Genomic DNA, 16,150 nt, shown 5'->3' on the forward strand with positions numbered 1-16,150 from the left:
GGTGACGTGGTTCAGCGAGGACGAACTCCGCAGGCAGGCCGGTGACGTCTCGTTCGCGCGCGGGGTCAAGTACCTGGAGTCGGTCGAGACGCTGGACGACGTCGCGGGTGGGGTCACGGCGGTGGTCAGCGGCACCGACCGGTACACGGTCCGGTTGCGCAACGTCGACGGCGAGCTGGTCGGCGAGTGCTCTTGCCCGCACGCGGCGGACGGCTTCTTCTGCAAGCACTGCGTGGCCGTCGGTCTGCTCGTCCTCGAAGGCGCGGCGGACGGCGGCGCGGCCGACATCCGCGGGTACGTCGAAAGCCTCACCCGCGCCGAGTTGGTCGAACTGCTCGTCGGGCACGCGAACGAGGATCCGGTCCTGTTCCGCAAGCTGTCGCTCAAGGCGGGCCGCGACGACCTCGACGCGTTGCGGCGTCACGTCGAGGGGACGTTGCGGCTGCGAGGTTTCGTCGGGTTCCAGGGCACGCTCGCGTACGCCGAGAAGGTCCGCGAAGTGCTCGCCACCGCCGAGGAGATCATGGACGGACCGCTGTTGTGCCGTGTCGTCGAGCTGGTCGTGGAGGCGCTGGACTTCGTCGACGACTCCTTCGGGACGCTCAGCGACGAGGTGCGAAGGGCGCTCGCGCTGTACGCCGAGGTTTGCGCGGACTCGCCGCCGGAGCCCAAGGAGCTCGCGGAATGGTTGCTCCGTCTGGATCTCGACGGTTCGGGCCGCGTCGACGTGAGCATCGCGGACTTCACCGCCGGGCTCGGCTTCGACGGCCTCGCGGTGTTCCGCGCCGGCGTCGAGGAGCGGTGGCGCCTCGACGACGGCGAGGACCCGTACCGCAGCCGCAAACTCCAGCGGCTGCGCGAGGGCTTCGCGGCGATGCGGAACTGGCAGGCCTAGTACCGCTGACGGTGCCGGGCGCCGGAGTTGCGGTACAGCTCCTCCAGATCTCGTTGCCCGGCCTCGTCGCCGGTGTCGGCGGCCGCGCGGAACCAGTGCTCCGCCTCCTGGAAGTTCCCATGATCGGCGGCGAGCCTGCCGAGGTTGGTGTACGCGGGGACGCTGCCGAGTTCGGCGGCCTTCCGGTACCAGGCGGTGGCTTCGCCGGGGTCGTTCCGGTCGTTGGCGAGTACGCCGAGGTTCGTCATCGCCGCGGCGTCGCCCCGTTTCGCGGCCTTCAGGTACCAATGCTCGGCGGCGTCGAGCTCACCGCGCCGGTGCAGCACCAGGCCGAGGCGGACGGCGGCATCGGGGGCACCGGCGGCCGCGGCCGCGCGGTAGCAGCTTTCGGCGCGCGTGAGATCGTCCCGTTGTTGGGCCTGGTGGCCGAGTTTGCACAGCGCGGCCGCGTCGGCCTCGTCACCCGCCCTGCGCCACCACGGTTCCGCTTCCCGGGTCCGTCCGGTGTCGCACAACAGCGCGCCGAGCGTGATCATCCCTTCGACGTTGCCCGCCTCCGCGGCCTGTCCCGCCCAGTGCTCGGCCTCCTGGAGTTCGCCGCGCCGGTGCAACAACCGGCTGAGTTCCGCCATCGCCTCGACCCGGCCTTCACCCGCGGCCCGACGCCACCAGTCCTCGGCGTCGTCCAGATTCCCTCGCTGCGCACAGAGATTTCCCAGATGCGCCATGGCATGCGAATCACCGGCCGTGGCCGCTTCCCGGTACCAGCGTTCGGCCTGTTCGGGCGCGCCGCGTTCGCGCAGGAGGTGCGCCAGGTTGCCCATCGAGACCCGGTCCCCGCCCGCGGCGGCCTTGCGGAACCACGACTCGGCCTCGTCGAGGTCCCCGCGTTCGAGCGCGGTGGATCCCATGCGTGCCATGGCGATCACGTGCCCGCGCTCCGCGGCCTTCCGGTTCAGGTACTCGTCGACCCGGGTGTTCCATTTGCGTTTTTCGGCGCCCACAAACCCGCTCCTTCCGGCAGCGTCCTTGGGTAGTCGCCGACCAGGGCTCCGATGTGACAACAACTACGAGCTGTCATCGCCGTGTCGCACCCGGTTCCGCACCGGGTACGGCGATACTTGGTCGCTCCCCAACCCCGTCGAGAGGAATCGCGCGGTGGCCACGCGTACCCGGCAGATGACCACGGCGCAGCGACTGCTCCTGCTGATCACGCTCTTCGCCGTGGTGCTCGCGGTGTTCTGGTTCGTATCCGGCAAGGGCGCCGCGCTGCAGCCGACGCCTTCGAACCCGGCGAGCGCCGTCGACGCGCGCCAGCAGCTGGACGAGCTCACCGTCGCGCCGCGCGGTTCGATGGACGGCTACGACCGCAAGAAGTACCCGCACTGGGACAACCAGGGGAACAACTGCAACACGCGCGAGTTCGTCCTCAAGCGGGACGGCAAGGACGTCAAGACCGGTTCCGACTGCGCCCCGACCTCCGGCAGCTGGACCAGCATCTACGACGGCGAGACCTGGACCAAGCCGGACGACGTCGACATCGACCACATGGTCCCGCTCGCCCAAAGCTGGGTCAGCGGCGCGAAATCGTGGACCGACGAGAAGCGGCGGCAGTTCGCGAACGACCTGACCCGGCCGCAGCTGTTCGCCGTCACCGACAACGTCAACCAGGAGAAGAGCGACAAGGCACCGGATCAGTGGAAACCGCCGCTCGTGTCCTTCTGGTGCACCTACGCCACGGACTGGATCACCGTGAAGCATTACTACGGCCTCACGATCACCACGGCGGAGAAGACGGCACTGAGCGACATGCTCGGTCGTTGCTGATCCGTGTGACTTCGGCTTAGCTGAGGCGATGGGGACTTTCGTACTGATCCACGGCGGGGGCGGCAGCGCCTGGGACTTCCACCTCCTCGAGGCGGAACTGACCGGGCGGGGGCACGACGTCGTCGCGGTGAACCTGCCGATCGATGACGAGAAGGCGGGCTTCGCCGAGCATGTCGACGCCGTCACGAAGGCGATCGGCGACCGCGGCGACCTGGTGGTGCTCGGCCATTCCTACGGTGCCTTCACCGCGCCGCTGGTCGCTGAGAAGCATTCGGCACGGCTGCTCGTCCTGCTGACGCCGATGATCCCTAAGCCGGGCGAGACGCCGGGGGATTGGTGGGGCAACACCGGTTTCCAGGACGCGAAGGACCTCAGCGACGAGGAAAAGTTCTACAACGGCGTCCCGGCGGACGTCGTCGCGGAGGCGGGCTCGCACGGCAGGAACCAGGTCAGCGCCGAGTGGGGACAGCCCTGGCCGCTGGAAAAGTGGCCGGACGTCCCGACGAAGGTCCTCATCGCGCGCGAAGACCGCTTCTTCCCGCCTGAGTTCCAGCGCCGGGTCGTCCAGGAGAGGCTAGGTTTCGCGCCCGACGAGATCGAGGGTTCGCATTCCGTGCCGTTGAGCCACCCCGAGGCCCTGGCGGACCGCCTGGAGTCCTACCTGTAGCTCACCAGCGGTCCAGGTGCATGACGTCTTCGAGCGGCTGACGCGGGGCGGGCTTGAAGGTGTCGCCGGTGTAGAACGCCGTCGGGATGAGCGCGGCCTGGTGCACGTTCTCCGGCAGGCCGAGGATCCCCGCGGCCTTCTTCTCGTACGCGAGGTGCAGTGTCGTCCACGCCGTGCCGAGGGTGACGGCGCGCGCCGCGAGCATGTAGCTCCACACGGCGGGCAGCAGGTTCCCCCACAGTCCCGCCTGGTTGCCGGCGGGCAGCTCGGCGCTCTTCGTCTCCAGGCACGGAATTACGTGCACCGGCACCTCGCCCATCTTGTCGGCCAGGTATTCGACGCTGGAGCCGACGCGCTTCTGGACCTTCGAGCGCTCCGGGTCGTCCGCGAACAGTTTCCCGGCCGCGTTCGGCGAATCCAGGTACTCGCGGCACGCCCGCTGGTAGAGCTTGCCGAGTTCGGCCCGTTGCCCCGGATCGGTGATCACGAGCCAGTGCCAGCGCTGGGTGTTCGACCCGCTCGGCGCCTGGAGCGCGACCTGCAGGGCGTGTTTCACCAGTTCAAGCGGAACCGGCCGGGTGAGGTCGAGTCGTTTGCGGACGGTCCGGGTGGTCGTCAGCAGCTCTTCGGGCGTCATCATCCCGCGATTATGTCGCCGAAGGACGTGCTCTGCCGAGATCACCAACGCGGATGGATCAACGGTTTCAGCAGCTCGTCGTAGACCTCTTCGACCGCGGCAGTGGCTTCGGCCGTCAGCGGCGCCAGTTCGGCCGCCGAACTGTTCGCCTTCGCCTGCTCGGCGTCGCGCGCGCCCGGGATGACGACGCTGACCCCAGACCGGTCGATGATCCACCGCAACGCGAACTGCGCGAGCGTCCGCCCTTCCGGGACGAAGGTCCGCAGGCGCTCCACCGCTTCGAGTCCGACGTCGAACGGAACACCGGAGAAGGTCTCGCCGACGTCGAAGGCGGCACCCTGGCGGTTGTAGTTGCGGTGGTCGTCCTCGCCGAAGGTGGTCGAAGCGGTGTAGCGGCCGGAAAGCAGACCCGACGCGAGCGGGACACGCGCGATGATCCCCGCGCCCGCCTTCTCCGCGGCCGGGAGCACCTGCTCGAGTGGCTTGAGCCGCAGGCAGTTCAGGATGATCTGCACCGAAGCCACGTTCGGCCGCGCGAGCGCGGTCAAAGCCTCTTCGCAGGTCTCGACGCTGACGCCGTACGCCTTGATCCGGCCTTCGTCGACCATCGCGTCAAGAGCGTCGTACACCGCGTCGGACGAGTACACCGGCGTCGGCGGGCAGTGGAGCTGCACGAGATCGAGCGTGTCCATGCCGAGGTTCGCGCGCGAACGGTCGTTCCAGGCGCGGAAGTTCTCGGCGACGTAGTTTTCCGGCACCTGCTCGGCGCGACGCCCCATCTTGGTGGCGACGAAGATCGCGTCGTCGCCGCGTTCCGCGCGGAACCGGCCGACGAGCCGCTCGCTGCGGCCGTCGCCGTAGACGTCGGCGGTGTCGAAGAAGGTGACCCCGGAGTCCGCCGCGGCGTGCAGGACGCCGAGCGCGTCCGTCTCGTCGACCGTGCCCCAGTCCGCGCCCAGCTGCCAGCAGCCGAGCCCCACCACACCGACGTCGCGACCGAGCCGGGCGATCTTCCGTGTCTCCATGATCGTCGATCCTAGCTATGATCCGCCGGTGGGCAGGCCACCGCGGGAACGAGGGATGGGCACGCTGCTGAGGCATGTCCTCGAATTGACCGAAGCGGACGTCTCCGCGTTCTTCGAGGACATCGGGCTGGGGGACTACCGCCCTCGGTTCACCCCGGTCGTCCGCGCGATAGTCGCGCGCGGGCCACTGTCCATCCGCGATCTCGCCGCCGAGGTCGGGGTGACACATTCCGCGGCCAGCCAGACCGTCGCGCAGATGGCGCGCCAGGACCTCGTCTCCCTCAGACCCGGGACCGACGCCCGGCAGCGGATCGTTTCGCTGACGGAGAAGACACGACGGCTGATGCCGACGCTCGAAGCCGAGTGGGCGGCGACCAGCGCCGCGGCCGATCAGCTGGAAGCCGAACTGCCGTACCCGCTCAGGGAGGTGCTGGCGGCCGCCGTCGAGGCCTTGGAGCGGAAGTCGCTCCGGGAGCGGATCGGGGAAACCGACGCCGCGCTCAGTCTGCGGCGCGGCGAAGACTGAAGACCGCCCAGACGTACTTGCCGCCCGGGTACAGCTCGTGTCCCCAGTCCTCGGACAACGCGTGCACCAGCTGGAGTCCGCGGCTGCGGGCCGCCATCGGCGAGGGCTCCTTGAGTTTCGGCCGCCCCGAGCCGGAGTCGAAGACCCGCAGGGTCAGCCTGTCGTCGGAGTACTCGACTTCGAGCTTGTCGGGCTTCTCGCCGTGTTCGAAGGCGTTCGTCACCAGTTCGGAGGTCGCCAGCAGGACGTCGTCCGCCGCCAGGTCGTCGAAACCGAGGCTCGCGAGGGTCGCTCGCACCGCCTGCCGTGCGACCGCGGGGGCGGTGACATCGACCGGGAGGGACAGGGAGACCACTGGCAACGAGCCCTCCGATCGCGTCTTGGACATCGTCATGGTGTGCACCTCCCCTCACGAGAGACTCCCCAGATCCGGATGTTCGTCTCCCTGGTACCCACAAGGTCGACGGTCCAATCAAACTCCGTCGGTGAGTCCGGTTTCCGTCAGCCCCTCCCGCATCTTCTGAAGAGTGGAGGCCAGCAGCCGGGACACCTGCATCTGGGAAACCCCGACCCGGCGGGCGATATCCGACTGGCTCATCCCGGACCCGAACCGCAGCGCGACGATCTTGCGTTCGCGGTCGGGCAGGCGTTCGAGCATCGGACGCAGCGCCTCGCGCAGCTCCGCCTGGCTCAGGTTGGCGTCCGCCTCGCCGAAGCGGGTGTGCGCCGAGTTCTCCAGGAGGTTGTCCAGCGAAGCCCCGTAACGACCCTGACCGGCACGAAGGCCTTCGAAGACCTCGTCCACGCCGACACCGAGGTGGGCGGCGATCTCACTGGGTTTCGGCGCGCGCGAAAGCCGGACCGTCAGCTCCTCGCGCGCGGCCGAGATGTTCGCGTTCAGCTCCTTGAGCCGCCTCGGGACCCGGACCGACCAGCTGTTGTCGCGGAAATGGTGACGAAGCTCACCCGAGATGGTCGGCACCGCGAAGGCGAGGAAGTCACTGCCCTGGGCGGGATCGAACCGGTCGACGGCGTGGATCAGCCCGATCGTGGCGATCTGGACCAGATCCTCCATCGACTCGTCACGGTTGCGGAACTTGCGCGCCAGGTTGCGCGCGAGTTCCAGATGGGCGCGCACCAGGTCGTCCCGGAGCCGTTCACGCTCGGGATCGTCCGCGGGCAGCGCGCACATGCGCTCGAACAGGGCCGGAACGTCCGCGCCGTCTTGCCCGACGGGATCGCTCACGGCCGGGCCGCCTCGCTCTCCCGGATGAGCTCGACCCTGGAGAGGTAGCCACCGTCGGCCGGGGTGACGCTCCGCCGCGCGGAAGTCGCCAGCGCGGTGAGCAACTGCCAGGACAGACCGGTCTCGTCGTCGGGCTCCGGAGAATCGGACATGACCGAGACGGTCACCTCGATCCGGCCGTCCTTCCAAGAGAAGACGCAGGTCAGCTGTCCGTCGGCGGCCGAGGGGAGCAGCATGGAGCAGGCCTCGTCCACCGCCATCCGGAGATCCTCGACGGCGTCCAGGTCGAAATCCTGACGCATCGCGATATCCGCGACGATCGTCCGGAGAGTCGGTACCACATGCGGTACCGCGGCCGTGCGTACCTCGATGAGTTGAGCGCCCTCCCCGCTGGGCGGGGTGTTGTCCACCACGTGTGTTCCTCTCTCCGGCTGCGCGCTGCCGTCTGCTCGGTTGCCCTGGGTGTGAGCAAACCAAACCCACGTTTGACTCGCACAGGCGGCGGGCATGTAACCGGCGACAAACGATCTCCTTGGAAGGCGGGGACCGACATGGCTGACGTGAGCCGGCTGCCCAACGTGGTGGCGGAAGAGTGGGATTGGCAGCTCCGTGGGTCGTGCCGAGGCGCCGACAGCAGCTTGTTCTTCCATACGGACAACGAGCGCGGTTCGGCACGCGAGCGGCGCGAATCCCGTGCCAAGGCGATCTGCCAGACCTGCCCCGTGCTGGCGCAGTGCCGCAAGCACGCGTTGGCGGTCCAGGAGCCGTACGGCATCTGGGGTGGTCTCGGCGAGATCGAGCGCCGCGAGTTGTTCCTGCGGGAACGCCGCGCCGGGCGGCAGGCGCTGACCGCGCGTTGAGCGTGTCCGGGACGCCGATCGGCGACGCGCGCGATGGCGATCGTGGCGCGCCGTCCGGACTGGGTTAGGGTTGGGACTGTCGTTGCGGGGACAGCCACGCCTACCCGCCGAAGAAGAGCGTGCGTCCGTGTCCGGACTGGGCGCGGCCGTAGCTTGAGACCACAGGCGAGCTCCGGCGCTGAGCGCTGGTTCTCACCTGATGAGGAGAATGTGCATGCCCGCAGCGGAGCAGAACACCACGCCGCCCGGTTTCAGCATCACGCTGGACACCGACGCGTCAGCACCGCGCGTGGTGGTCACCGGTGAGCTCGACCTGTTGACGAGCCCGCAGCTCCAGGAGACCCTCGGGGCCCTGATCACCGACAAACCGTCCGGCCGGGTCGTCGCCGACCTGACCGGGGTGACCTTCTTCGACTCCTCGGCGCTGAACGTGGTGCTCCAGGCGCAGCGCCAGGCCGCCGAGAAGAAGGTGGAGCTCGAAGTGGTGCCCAGCGCGCAGGTGAGCCGAGTGATCGAGCTCACCGGGGTAGCCGAGCACCTCAGCGTGTCGCAGGAGCCCCCCGCCTGATCCCCCCGCTACGGTCGTGGGCTCTTGATCCGCGACACCTGGGGGCAGCACGATGATGGGGCGGACGCATGCCCTCACCGGCTGGTGCGCGGGCCTCGCGCTCGCACCGGTCGTCGGGGCGGGCACGGTGCACCAAGCGGTCGTGTTCGCCGCGACCACGGCGGGCTTCGCCCTCTTGCCGGACCTCGACCACCCGGGCGCCCGCGCGTCGAAGCTGCTCGGCTGGTTCACCGGGGCGATCTCCTGGCTGCTGCGCCGTGTGTCGGCGGCCCTGTACGCGCTGACCAAGGGACCTCGGGACGAGAAGGTCACCGGTAAGCACCGGCACCTTTCGCACACCGTGCTGTTCGCCGTCGGTCTCGGCTTCCTGACGTCCTGGGGCACCACCGAAGGCGGGCCGTGGGCGGTCTTCGGCGTCGTCGTACTGGGCCTGCTGCTCGCGGAAGGCGCCCTCGGCGACTGGCTCCTGCCGGTCAGCGGCGCCGCGGTCGGCTGGTGGGTGTGGACGGCGCCGCCGGACAAGACGGCGCAGCTCGCGGAGATCTCCGGCTGGCTCGGCGTCGCCGTCGCGGCCGGTTGTTTCGTGCACTGTCTCGGGGACGCGCTGACCGAGTCCGGCTGCCCCTTCCTGTTCCCGATCCCGATCGCGGGCGAGACCTGGTACGAGATCCGGCCGCCGAAGCCGCTGCGCTTCCGCACCGGCAAGAACGTGGAGAACCGGCTGATCTTCCCGGTGTTCGCGATCGCCGCGGTGGTGCTGATCCCGGGCGTCTGGGACTACCTCTTCACCACCGTCCAGGGTTTCCTCACCCCGGATGGGACGCAGACCGCGGTCCATTGAGGAATGCCCTTACCGCCGGCGGCGTTGAATCGGAACGCCGGACCCGGTTGAGGGGGGAACAGTGGACAAGCCCGTGCTGCGCGCCGACGCGCGACGCAATCGCGCGAAGGTGCTCGCGGCGGCCGAACAGGCCTTCGCCGTCGACGGCCTCGCCGTCCCCCTCGACGAGATCGCCCGCCTCGCCGGGGTCGGCGCGGGTACGGTCTACCGGCATTTCCCCAGTAAGGAAGCGCTCTTCCAGGCCGTCGTCCTGGAACGCGTCGAGCAGTTCGCGCGGGAAGCACGCGAACTGCTGGCCGCCGAAAACCCCGGCGCGGTGTTCTTCGACTTCTTCAAGCGCGTCGTCCAGCAGGCGTCCCTCAACCGGGCCCTTTGCGACGCGCTCGCCGAGACGACCGGGCTGGGTTTCAAAGCGAGCGCGGGCTCCGACTTCCGGTCGGCACTGCAGGCGCTGCTGCTCCGGGCGCAGGCCGCGGGGGCGGTGCGCGAGGACATCGACGGCGACGACCTGCGCGCCCTGATCGCCGGTTGCCTCGCCGCGGAACGGTATTCGCCGGAAAGCCGGCACCTCGTCCGCGTCGTGGTCGACGGCCTGCGCAAGGCAGGCTGAGCGGCCCGCGTACCTTTCGACGTCGTCGGGCACCCCGCCGAGTTCGGTCAGGGAATTCCGGCGCGACCGAGGCAACCCGTACGGCTCCTCTTTCCGTCTGTCCGGTATGCGTCGGCTACCGGTTTTCGTGCTCCTGCTCGCGACACTGACCGCGTGCGGCCAGTCCTCCGGTGGCGGTGGTGGCAAAGACTGCCCCGCCATGGCCTTGATGGAGGGGGTGTCGCTCGACGTCCCGCCCGAGGCGGCCGCCGGGCGCACCCGCGTGTCGATGGAGTTCTGCTGGGCGGGGAAATGCGTGACCGAAGCCGCCGAGCTGACACCGAGCAGCCGTACCGAGGACCAAGGGTGCGTCGGCGATGTGTGCTCGGGGAAGGCGGTGCCCACCGGTGGCAAGCACGCGGCCGTGCCCGTCCAGGGCCTGCCGCTCACGCCGGTGAAGACCACGGTGACCTTCGACGACGGGAAACCCCACTTCCTCGACGTGACGCCGGTGCTCGGCTACCCGGCGGGCGAGGAATGCGGTGGCGGAGTGCCGGTCGCGAAACTGGTCGTCGGCCCGGGAGGCGAAGTACGGCAACAACCGTGAAGGCCGCCCGTGGTGGGCGGCCTTCACGGCCCGGTCAGCCGACGTCTCTGCGTCGCCAGCCGACGACCCCGGCCGCGAGCGCGACCGCCGCCACCCCCGCGAGCCAGCTCAGCGGGGTCGCGGTGAACTCCGCGGCAGGCAGTTTCGGAACGTGCGAGAACGGCGAGGCGTCGAGCAGCACCCGCGGCAGGTTCAGCACCGGGCCGAACAGGCTGAGCAGCAACGCCAGCCCGGCGATCGCCCACGCCGCCGTCGAGAACTTCGGCGCCAGGCCGAACAGCGTCACGGCGAGACCGACGATCACCCACACCGCCGGGAGTTGCGCGAGCGAGGCGACCACCAGGTCACCGACCGAGCCGCCGACGTCCCCGGCGCGCATCCCGTTCGTAAGTCCTAACAGGACACCGCTGACGAGCATCATCAGCGCGGTGCCGCCGAAGGCGAACACGAGATGGCTCCACAGCACCCGAAGCCTGCCGACACCCGTGGCGAGCAGCGGCTCGACGCGGACCGCGGTCTCCTCGGCGCGGATCCGCAGCGCGGCCTGCACCCCGTAGAGCGCGACGACCATCGCGAACATGCCGGCCATGGCCGCCATGAAGGCGTCGACCAGCGCGTCGGTGCCGCCCATCCGCTGGAAGATCTGCCGGGCCTGCTCGCTCTGCCCGACGATGTCACTGATGCCGTTCGCGACCGAACCGAACACCCCGGCGCAGATCGCCGTCCCGATCAGCCAGCCGATCAACGGTCCCCGGTGCAACCGCCACGCCAGCGCGAACGGGCTTCGCAGCGACGAGGCCGCCACGGCGGGGCCTGGCCTCGGCGGAAGGAGGCCGGTGCCGACGTCACGCCGAGGGATCAGCGCGTAGCCGATCGCGCCGACGACCACGGCCGTGGCGAGCGGCAGCAGGAAGACCCACCAGCGCTCGTCCGCGAACGGCCGGAGCTGCTGCGCCCAGCCGAGCGGGGACAGCCACGAGACCCATCCCGCGTCGGCCGTCGAGTCACCGACCGCGCGGAGCAGGAACGCGACCCCGACGAGGGTGGCGCCGATCCCGTTGGCCGTCCGGGAGTATTCGGCGACCTGTACGGCGACCGCCGCGACCGCGGTGAAGACCAGCCCGGTCGCCGCGGTGGCGCCACCGAGGGCCAAGGCCCCGGCCGACGGCATCTTCGCGCCGATCATCAGCCCGGTCTCGATCAGTCCGATGAGGACACTCGCCCCGCCGGCGACGAGCACGGCCGCGGTCAGCGCGGCGTACCGGCCGACCACCGCGGACGCCAGCAGTTCGGCGCGGCCGGAGTCCTCCTCCGCCCGGGTGTGCCTCGTGACGGTGAAGACCGCCATCAACGCGACGAGCAGTGCCAGGAACCCGCCGAGCCGCCAGGCGGTGAACCCGCCCGCCGTCGAGAGGTCGAAGGCCGGTCCGTAGATCACCGCGATCGACGGGTTGGCGCCCATGCTCGCGGTGAGCCCGGCGCGTTCGGCGGCCGTCGGGTACAGCGTTTCGAAAGTGCCGGCCGTGCTCGACGGCGCGATGCCCAGCAGGAAGACCCAGACCGTCAGGATGATCCGGTCCCGCCGCAGCGCGAGCCTGGTCAGCTGCCAGGTGCCCACCAGCCGGGTGGCCGACGAGCCGGCCGCGTGCGCGGGCCGGTCGAGCGTCGCGGTCATTTCGCGCTCGCTTCGGTGGTGTAGTGACGGAGGAACAGTTCCTCCAGCGTCGGCGGCTGGCTGGTCAGGCTGCGGACGCCGACCTGGGTGAGCCGTCGCAGCGCGTCGTCGAGAGAACGGGTTTCGACGTCGAACCGGACCCGGTTGCCCTCGACCTTGAGATCGTGGATGTTCTCCAGTTTGGTCAGTCCGTCGGGTGGACCGGCGAGTTCGGCCGAGATCGACGTCCTGGTGAGGTGCCGCAGGTCGGCCAGCGTGCCGGTTTCCACGGTGCGGCCGTTGCGGATGATGCTGACCTTGTCGCAGAGCGCCTCGACCTCGGCCAGGATGTGGCTCGACAGGAGCACCGTGCGTCCCTGCTCGCGCTCTTCCTGGATCGCGTACTGGAAGGTGGCCTCCATCAGCGGGTCGAGCCCGGAGGTCGGCTCGTCCAGGATCAGCAGGTCCACCCGCGAGGCCAGCGCGGCCACGATGGCGACCTTCTGCCGGTTGCCCTTGGAGTAGGTGCGCCCCTTCTTCTTGGGGTCGAGGTCGAAACGCTCGATGAGATCCTTGCGGCGGCGCTGATCGAGCCCGCCCCGCAGCCGCCCCAGCAGATCGATCACCTCGCCGCCGGAGAGGTTGGGCCAGAGGTTCACGTCGCCGGGGACGTAGGCGAGGCGCCGGTGCAGCCTCGCCGCGTCCTTCCAGGGGTCGCCGCCGAGGAGGCGGACGTCGCCCGAGTCCGCGTGGAGCAGGCCGAGCAGGACCCGGACGGTGGTCGACTTCCCCGCGCCGTTCGGGCCGAGGAAGCCGTGCACCTCCCCAGCGGGTACCCGCAGGTCAAGACCGTCGAGAGCCTTGGTCCGGCCGAAGGATTTGTGAAGGCCGGAGATGGAGATGGCGTTTTCCATGGATCTGAAGGTACAGTGATTTCACGAAGTTGTGAAGTTAAGAAAACGTATGGATGGTGTGATCGTTCTGGGGGATGTACGAGAGGATGGACCCATGACGACGCCTGAGAGTGCTCCGAGCACCCAGAGAGACAAGGACGCCGTCCGCCGCTACGTGGAACACCTGGGTCTCACGCTTTCCCAGATCGGGATGCAGCGGATGCCCGCGCGGGTGTTCGCCGCGTTGATGACCACCGACGCCGGCCGCCTGACCTCGGCCGAACTGGCCGACCAGCTCTCGGTGAGTCCCGCCGCGATCTCCGGCGCCGTGCGCTACCTGGAACAGATCGGCCTGGTCGCCAAGGAACGCGAGCCGGGCTCGCGCCGCGACCACTACCGGCTGTTCGACGACCTCTGGTACGCCACCTTCATGAAACGCGACCGCATGATCACCATGTGGCGCGACGCGGCCGACGAGGGCGTTTCGGCGCTCGGTGAGGACACGCCGGCGGGTGAGCGGGTCGCGGAGATGCGGGACTTCCTGAGTTTCATGATCAAGGAACTCAACGACATGTACGCCAAGTGGCACGAGATGCGAGCCGCGAAGGGCAAGTGACCGGAGGGGCGCGGGTGGCCGTTCGGTGCAGATGGTCGTGAGTGAGCCCGGTGGCCGCCTTCACACCTTCCCAGTACATGATGGCCCCCTTCATTGCGTCTAGCGCAAGGAAGGGGGCCATCATGTACTTCACGCCAGCGAAGACGCAGGCCACGACGAGTACCTAAGAGTGGGTTCGCTCTATCCCGTATCGCCGCTCACGACCAGCGCGCCCAGAAGCGTCCCCGCCAGCCGCTCCGCCCACTCGTCCAACTCGTCCCCTGGCGGCTCGCGGTCCTCGAAGGACGCCAGGAACGCGTACTGGAAACAGGCCCCCAGCAGCAAAGACGCCGAAGCCTCCAGGTCCGCACCCTCGCGAATCCGGCCGAGCCGCGCCTCCTCGCGCAGGTACTCGACGACGCGCGCGAGCGGGACGTCCGGGCCGGACTGCCTGCTCTTGACCCGTTCCCGGTGCGTCGCGAGAAGCTTCCGCGAGGAGAACAGCGACACCGCGATCGGGAAACTCTCCAGGTAGAACGACAGCGTGATCCGCGCCAGCCGGGCGAGGTTCGCCGCGAGCGGGGCCTCCGCCGCCGTCTCCATCAGCTCGTCCAAGGTCGTCCCGAGCGCGGGCAGCTGTTCGGTCAGCACGCTCGTGAAGATCTCGGTCTTGTCCTTGAAGTGCTTGTACAGCAACGCCTCCGAGTAGCCCGCAGCCTGCGCGATGGCCTTGGTGGTGGCGTGCGCGTAGCCCTGCTCGCGCATCACCTTCGCCGCCGCGGCGACGATCTCCTCGCGGCTTCCCATGTTCGCTCCTGAGGGCTTCTCAGCGTTCGCTCGACAAGTGGTGAGTGAACACTCACCATAGTGGGTGAGTGTTCACTAACCAGGAGGGCGTGACCATGAAACTCACTGTTTTCGGTGCCACGGGCGGGGTCGGTACCGAGGTCGTCAAGCAGGCGCTGGCCGCGGGCCGGCACGTCACGGCGGTCGTCCGCGACCCGTCCAGGCTGGAGGTCGAGGACGAACTGCTGGAAGTCGTCGTCGCCGAGCTGTCCGAGCACGGCGCGCTGACCGAGGCGGTGTCCGGGCGCGACGTGGTGATCTCGGCGCTCGGCGCCCGCGAGCGCCGCCCGACGACCGTCGTCACCGACGGGGCGCACGCCGCCCTCGCCGCGTTGCGTTCGGCGGGTGGCCGCCGGCTGCTCCTGGTGAGCGCCAGCGGTCCGTTCGTCGACGGCGACGGGTTCTTCACCGGAAACGTCGTCAAGCCGATCCTCGGCAAGGTCCTCCGGCACCCCTTCGCCGACATGGTGGCCGCCGAGCGGATCGTGCGCGCGAGCGAACTCGACTGGACGATCGTGCGCCCGCCCCGCCTGCTGAACGGACCGCACACCGGCGTGATCGCCGCCCGCACCGACGGCAACGTCCGCGGCGGCTTCAGCATCAACCGCGCCGACGTCGCTGATTACCTGCTCCGCGCGGCCTCGGACGACTCCCTCATCCGCCAGACCGTCTCGATCGCCAAGGGCTGACCGCCGCGTTCAGTCCTCTGGACGCGGTTGTTGCGTCGGCAACGATCGCGACCAGAGGACTGAACGCGGAAGTAGGGTCGCGGCGTGATGAGCCGTGCGGTGGTACTCGCCCCGATCCTTCTCGCGCAAGCCGTCCGGGTGCGCCGTACGACGCCCAGGCTGCCAGGCGCGACAGGCCCGGTCAGCGGCCTCGTGGAAGGCGAGGGCCGCCCGCTGCGGCTCGCGGTGCTCGGCGAGTCCACTGTGGACGGCGTCGGCGCGGCGACACACGCCGAGGCGCTGACCGGACGGCTCGCGGAGGAACTCGCCCGGGACGGCCGCGCCGTCGCCTGGCAGGCCATCGGCAAGACCGGGGCCAACGCGCACGTGGTGCGCGAGGAGCTACTGCCGCTGCTCGAACCCGCCGACGTCGTGGTGATCGCGCTCGGCGTCAACGACACGATCGAACTCCACTCGGCCACGCGTTATCGCCGTGACCTGCTCGATCTGATCGTCTCCCTGCGGCGCCGCGCCGGGCGAATCCCGGTGGTGCTGGCCGGGGTGCCGCCGATGGGCCGGTTCCCCGCCCTGCCGCGTCCGCTGCGGGACGTCCTCGGCGCCCGGTCGGCCGCCCTCGACGCCGCGGCCGCCCGGCTGGCGTCGCTGCCCGGCGTCGTCCACGTCCCGATGCCCGCCGCGATGCTCGACCCCGCGACCTTCGCCGAGGACCGTTTCCATCCCGGTCCGGAGGGCTACCGGCGCTGGGCCGGGCAACTCGCGGACGTGACCCGGCAGCTACTCAGTGACACTTTCCCGCCGGAAAGCCGCTGATCAGGTCACCCTCCTGCCACAAATCCAGAAATTTATCCGAAAAAGCTGGCTCTGCGTGTATCTGGTGGCAGCCTCGCTGCGTCTTATGGAGCAGTCGAGGAAATGAGGGACACCCGATGACGACCGAGACCAGCACCGCACCCGTCGAGGACGAGGCCACAGCCACCGAAGACCTCGAAGCCACCCCGAAGCCGATCACGGCTCCGGTCCCGCCCCGTCCCGGGACGAGCCCGGACGGCAACTGGGAGCCGAACGGCACCAATCCACCGGTGAACTGAACTAACACAGACGGGTGATGTCCGGAGGCCGAGGGGGCCTCCGGGCATTGCCTCCGGGTGCTCCTTCGGGGGAGGGGGACGCCCGGACGCGGGCCCG

General features: G+C 69.5%; 22 protein-coding genes. 13 read left to right on the forward strand and 9 right to left on the reverse strand.

The features are described 5' to 3' along the window. The first annotated feature begins 1 nt into the window (after position 1). Positions 2 to 895 (forward strand): SWIM zinc finger family protein, encoded by an 894-nt coding sequence (locus AVL48_RS26240; RefSeq protein WP_061980284.1) that lies wholly within the window; start codon positions 2 to 4, stop codon positions 893 to 895. On the opposite strand, the gene AVL48_RS26245 is transcribed toward AVL48_RS26240, so the two are convergent. Continuing rightward, positions 892 to 1,899 carry a tetratricopeptide repeat protein gene (locus AVL48_RS26245; protein ID WP_061980283.1) on the reverse strand — a complete coding sequence of 336 codons (1,008 nt, stop codon included), beginning with the start codon at positions 1,897 to 1,899 and terminating at the stop codon, positions 892 to 894. The two genes, AVL48_RS26240 and AVL48_RS26245, sit on opposite strands and share 4 nt — an antisense overlap. A 175-nt stretch (positions 1,900 to 2,074) precedes the next feature. Here AVL48_RS26245 and AVL48_RS26250 point away from each other — a divergent pair, with 175 nt between their 5' ends. Together AVL48_RS26250 and AVL48_RS26255 are read left to right on the forward strand one after the other, a co-directional pair. Then, complete coding sequence (locus tag AVL48_RS26250; RefSeq protein WP_425266124.1) at positions 2,075 to 2,722, forward strand: HNH endonuclease family protein; 648 nt, start codon at positions 2,075 to 2,077, stop codon at positions 2,720 to 2,722. A 28-nt stretch (positions 2,723 to 2,750) separates the two neighbouring features. After that, a complete protein-coding gene (locus AVL48_RS26255) occupies positions 2,751 to 3,389 on the forward strand; it encodes an alpha/beta fold hydrolase (protein ID WP_061980281.1) in 639 nt (212 codons plus the stop codon). A 1-nt stretch (position 3,390) separates the two neighbouring features. Here AVL48_RS26255 and AVL48_RS26260 read toward each other — a convergent pair whose 3' ends face one another. Further along, positions 3,391 to 4,026 carry a nitroreductase family protein gene (locus AVL48_RS26260; protein ID WP_177242260.1) on the reverse strand — a complete coding sequence of 212 codons (636 nt, stop codon included), beginning with the start codon at positions 4,024 to 4,026 and terminating at the stop codon, positions 3,391 to 3,393. Positions 4,027 to 4,067: 41 nt separating this feature from the next. Further along, positions 4,068 to 5,051 carry an aldo/keto reductase gene (locus AVL48_RS26265; RefSeq protein WP_061980279.1) on the reverse strand — a complete coding sequence of 328 codons (984 nt, stop codon included), beginning with the start codon at positions 5,049 to 5,051 and terminating at the stop codon, positions 4,068 to 4,070. A gap of 55 nt (positions 5,052 to 5,106) precedes the next feature. Between AVL48_RS26265 and AVL48_RS26270 the strand changes: the two genes are divergently transcribed. After that, on the forward strand, positions 5,107 to 5,577 hold the full coding sequence (locus tag AVL48_RS26270; protein ID WP_061980278.1) for a MarR family winged helix-turn-helix transcriptional regulator: 471 nt from the start codon (positions 5,107 to 5,109) through the stop codon (positions 5,575 to 5,577). On the opposite strand, the gene AVL48_RS26275 is transcribed toward AVL48_RS26270, so the two are convergent. From AVL48_RS26275 to AVL48_RS26285, 3 genes are all read right to left on the reverse strand, one after another. Further along, positions 5,552 to 5,971 (reverse strand): ATP-binding protein, encoded by a 420-nt coding sequence (locus AVL48_RS26275; protein WP_061980599.1) that lies wholly within the window; start codon positions 5,969 to 5,971, stop codon positions 5,552 to 5,554. The genes AVL48_RS26270 and AVL48_RS26275 overlap by 26 nt on opposite strands. A gap of 78 nt (positions 5,972 to 6,049) precedes the next feature. After that, positions 6,050 to 6,823: a SigB/SigF/SigG family RNA polymerase sigma factor gene (locus AVL48_RS26280; protein ID WP_061980277.1), complete on the reverse strand. Its 774-nt coding sequence runs from the start codon at positions 6,821 to 6,823 to the stop codon at positions 6,050 to 6,052. Continuing rightward, complete coding sequence (locus AVL48_RS26285) at positions 6,820 to 7,236, reverse strand: ATP-binding protein (RefSeq protein WP_061980276.1); 417 nt, start codon at positions 7,234 to 7,236, stop codon at positions 6,820 to 6,822. The genes AVL48_RS26280 and AVL48_RS26285 overlap by 4 nt, the downstream gene beginning before the upstream one ends. A gap of 138 nt (positions 7,237 to 7,374) precedes the next feature. On the opposite strand from AVL48_RS26285, the gene AVL48_RS26290 reads away from it, so the two are divergent. The 5 genes from AVL48_RS26290 to AVL48_RS26310 all read left to right on the forward strand — a co-directional run bounded on the left by AVL48_RS26290 (position 7,375) and on the right by AVL48_RS26310 (position 10,288). Beyond that, positions 7,375 to 7,683: a WhiB family transcriptional regulator gene (locus AVL48_RS26290; RefSeq protein WP_061980275.1), complete on the forward strand. Its 309-nt coding sequence runs from the start codon at positions 7,375 to 7,377 to the stop codon at positions 7,681 to 7,683. A 214-nt stretch (positions 7,684 to 7,897) separates the two neighbouring features. Continuing rightward, on the forward strand, positions 7,898 to 8,251 hold the full coding sequence (locus tag AVL48_RS26295) for an STAS domain-containing protein (protein WP_061980274.1): 354 nt from the start codon (positions 7,898 to 7,900) through the stop codon (positions 8,249 to 8,251). Between the two features lie 55 nt (positions 8,252 to 8,306). Next, entirely contained in the window at positions 8,307 to 9,092 is a 786-nt protein-coding gene (locus tag AVL48_RS26300; RefSeq protein WP_061980598.1) for a metal-dependent hydrolase, read from the forward strand. 61 nt (positions 9,093 to 9,153) lie between these two features. Then, positions 9,154 to 9,702 carry a TetR/AcrR family transcriptional regulator gene (locus AVL48_RS26305; RefSeq protein ID WP_061980273.1) on the forward strand — a complete coding sequence of 183 codons (549 nt, stop codon included), beginning with the start codon at positions 9,154 to 9,156 and terminating at the stop codon, positions 9,700 to 9,702. A gap of 106 nt (positions 9,703 to 9,808) precedes the next feature. After that, positions 9,809 to 10,288, forward strand: a complete 480-nt coding sequence (locus AVL48_RS26310) for a hypothetical protein (RefSeq protein WP_061980272.1) — start codon at positions 9,809 to 9,811, stop codon at positions 10,286 to 10,288. A gap of 34 nt (positions 10,289 to 10,322) precedes the next feature. Here the strand turns inward: AVL48_RS26310 and AVL48_RS26315 are convergent, their stop codons facing one another. Beyond that, a complete protein-coding gene (locus tag AVL48_RS26315) occupies positions 10,323 to 11,963 on the reverse strand; it encodes an ABC transporter permease (protein ID WP_061980271.1) in 1,641 nt (546 codons plus the stop codon). Continuing rightward, positions 11,960 to 12,856, reverse strand: a complete 897-nt coding sequence (locus tag AVL48_RS26320) for an ABC transporter ATP-binding protein (protein WP_061980270.1) — start codon at positions 12,854 to 12,856, stop codon at positions 11,960 to 11,962. The genes AVL48_RS26315 and AVL48_RS26320 overlap by 4 nt, the downstream gene beginning before the upstream one ends. Positions 12,857 to 12,950: 94 nt before the next feature. Here AVL48_RS26320 and AVL48_RS26325 point away from each other — a divergent pair, with 94 nt between their 5' ends. Then, positions 12,951 to 13,451 carry a GbsR/MarR family transcriptional regulator gene (locus tag AVL48_RS26325; RefSeq protein ID WP_061980269.1) on the forward strand — a complete coding sequence of 167 codons (501 nt, stop codon included), beginning with the start codon at positions 12,951 to 12,953 and terminating at the stop codon, positions 13,449 to 13,451. A gap of 180 nt (positions 13,452 to 13,631) precedes the next feature. Here AVL48_RS26325 and AVL48_RS26330 read toward each other — a convergent pair whose 3' ends face one another. Beyond that, positions 13,632 to 14,237 (reverse strand): TetR/AcrR family transcriptional regulator, encoded by a 606-nt coding sequence (locus AVL48_RS26330; protein ID WP_061980268.1) that lies wholly within the window; start codon positions 14,235 to 14,237, stop codon positions 13,632 to 13,634. 95 nt (positions 14,238 to 14,332) lie between these two features. Here AVL48_RS26330 and AVL48_RS26335 point away from each other — a divergent pair, with 95 nt between their 5' ends. The 3 genes from AVL48_RS26335 (at position 14,333) to AVL48_RS39670 (ending at position 16,053) form a co-directional block, all read left to right on the forward strand. Beyond that, the gene (locus AVL48_RS26335; RefSeq protein WP_061980267.1) at positions 14,333 to 14,965 is read left to right on the forward strand and encodes an NAD(P)-dependent oxidoreductase; all 633 of its coding nucleotides are present in this window, start codon (positions 14,333 to 14,335) and stop codon (positions 14,963 to 14,965) included. 84 nt (positions 14,966 to 15,049) lie between these two features. After that, positions 15,050 to 15,775 (forward strand): SGNH/GDSL hydrolase family protein, encoded by a 726-nt coding sequence (locus AVL48_RS26340; RefSeq protein ID WP_061980266.1) that lies wholly within the window; start codon positions 15,050 to 15,052, stop codon positions 15,773 to 15,775. 116 nt (positions 15,776 to 15,891) lie between these two features. Next, positions 15,892 to 16,053, forward strand: coding sequence for a hypothetical protein (locus tag AVL48_RS39670; protein WP_167386364.1), 162 nt, complete (start codon positions 15,892 to 15,894; stop codon positions 16,051 to 16,053). Positions 16,054 to 16,150 lie beyond the last annotated feature (97 nt).

The sequence above is a fragment of the Amycolatopsis regifaucium genome (assembly GCF_001613935.1).
GTDB lineage: Bacteria > Actinomycetota > Actinomycetes > Mycobacteriales > Pseudonocardiaceae > Amycolatopsis > Amycolatopsis regifaucium.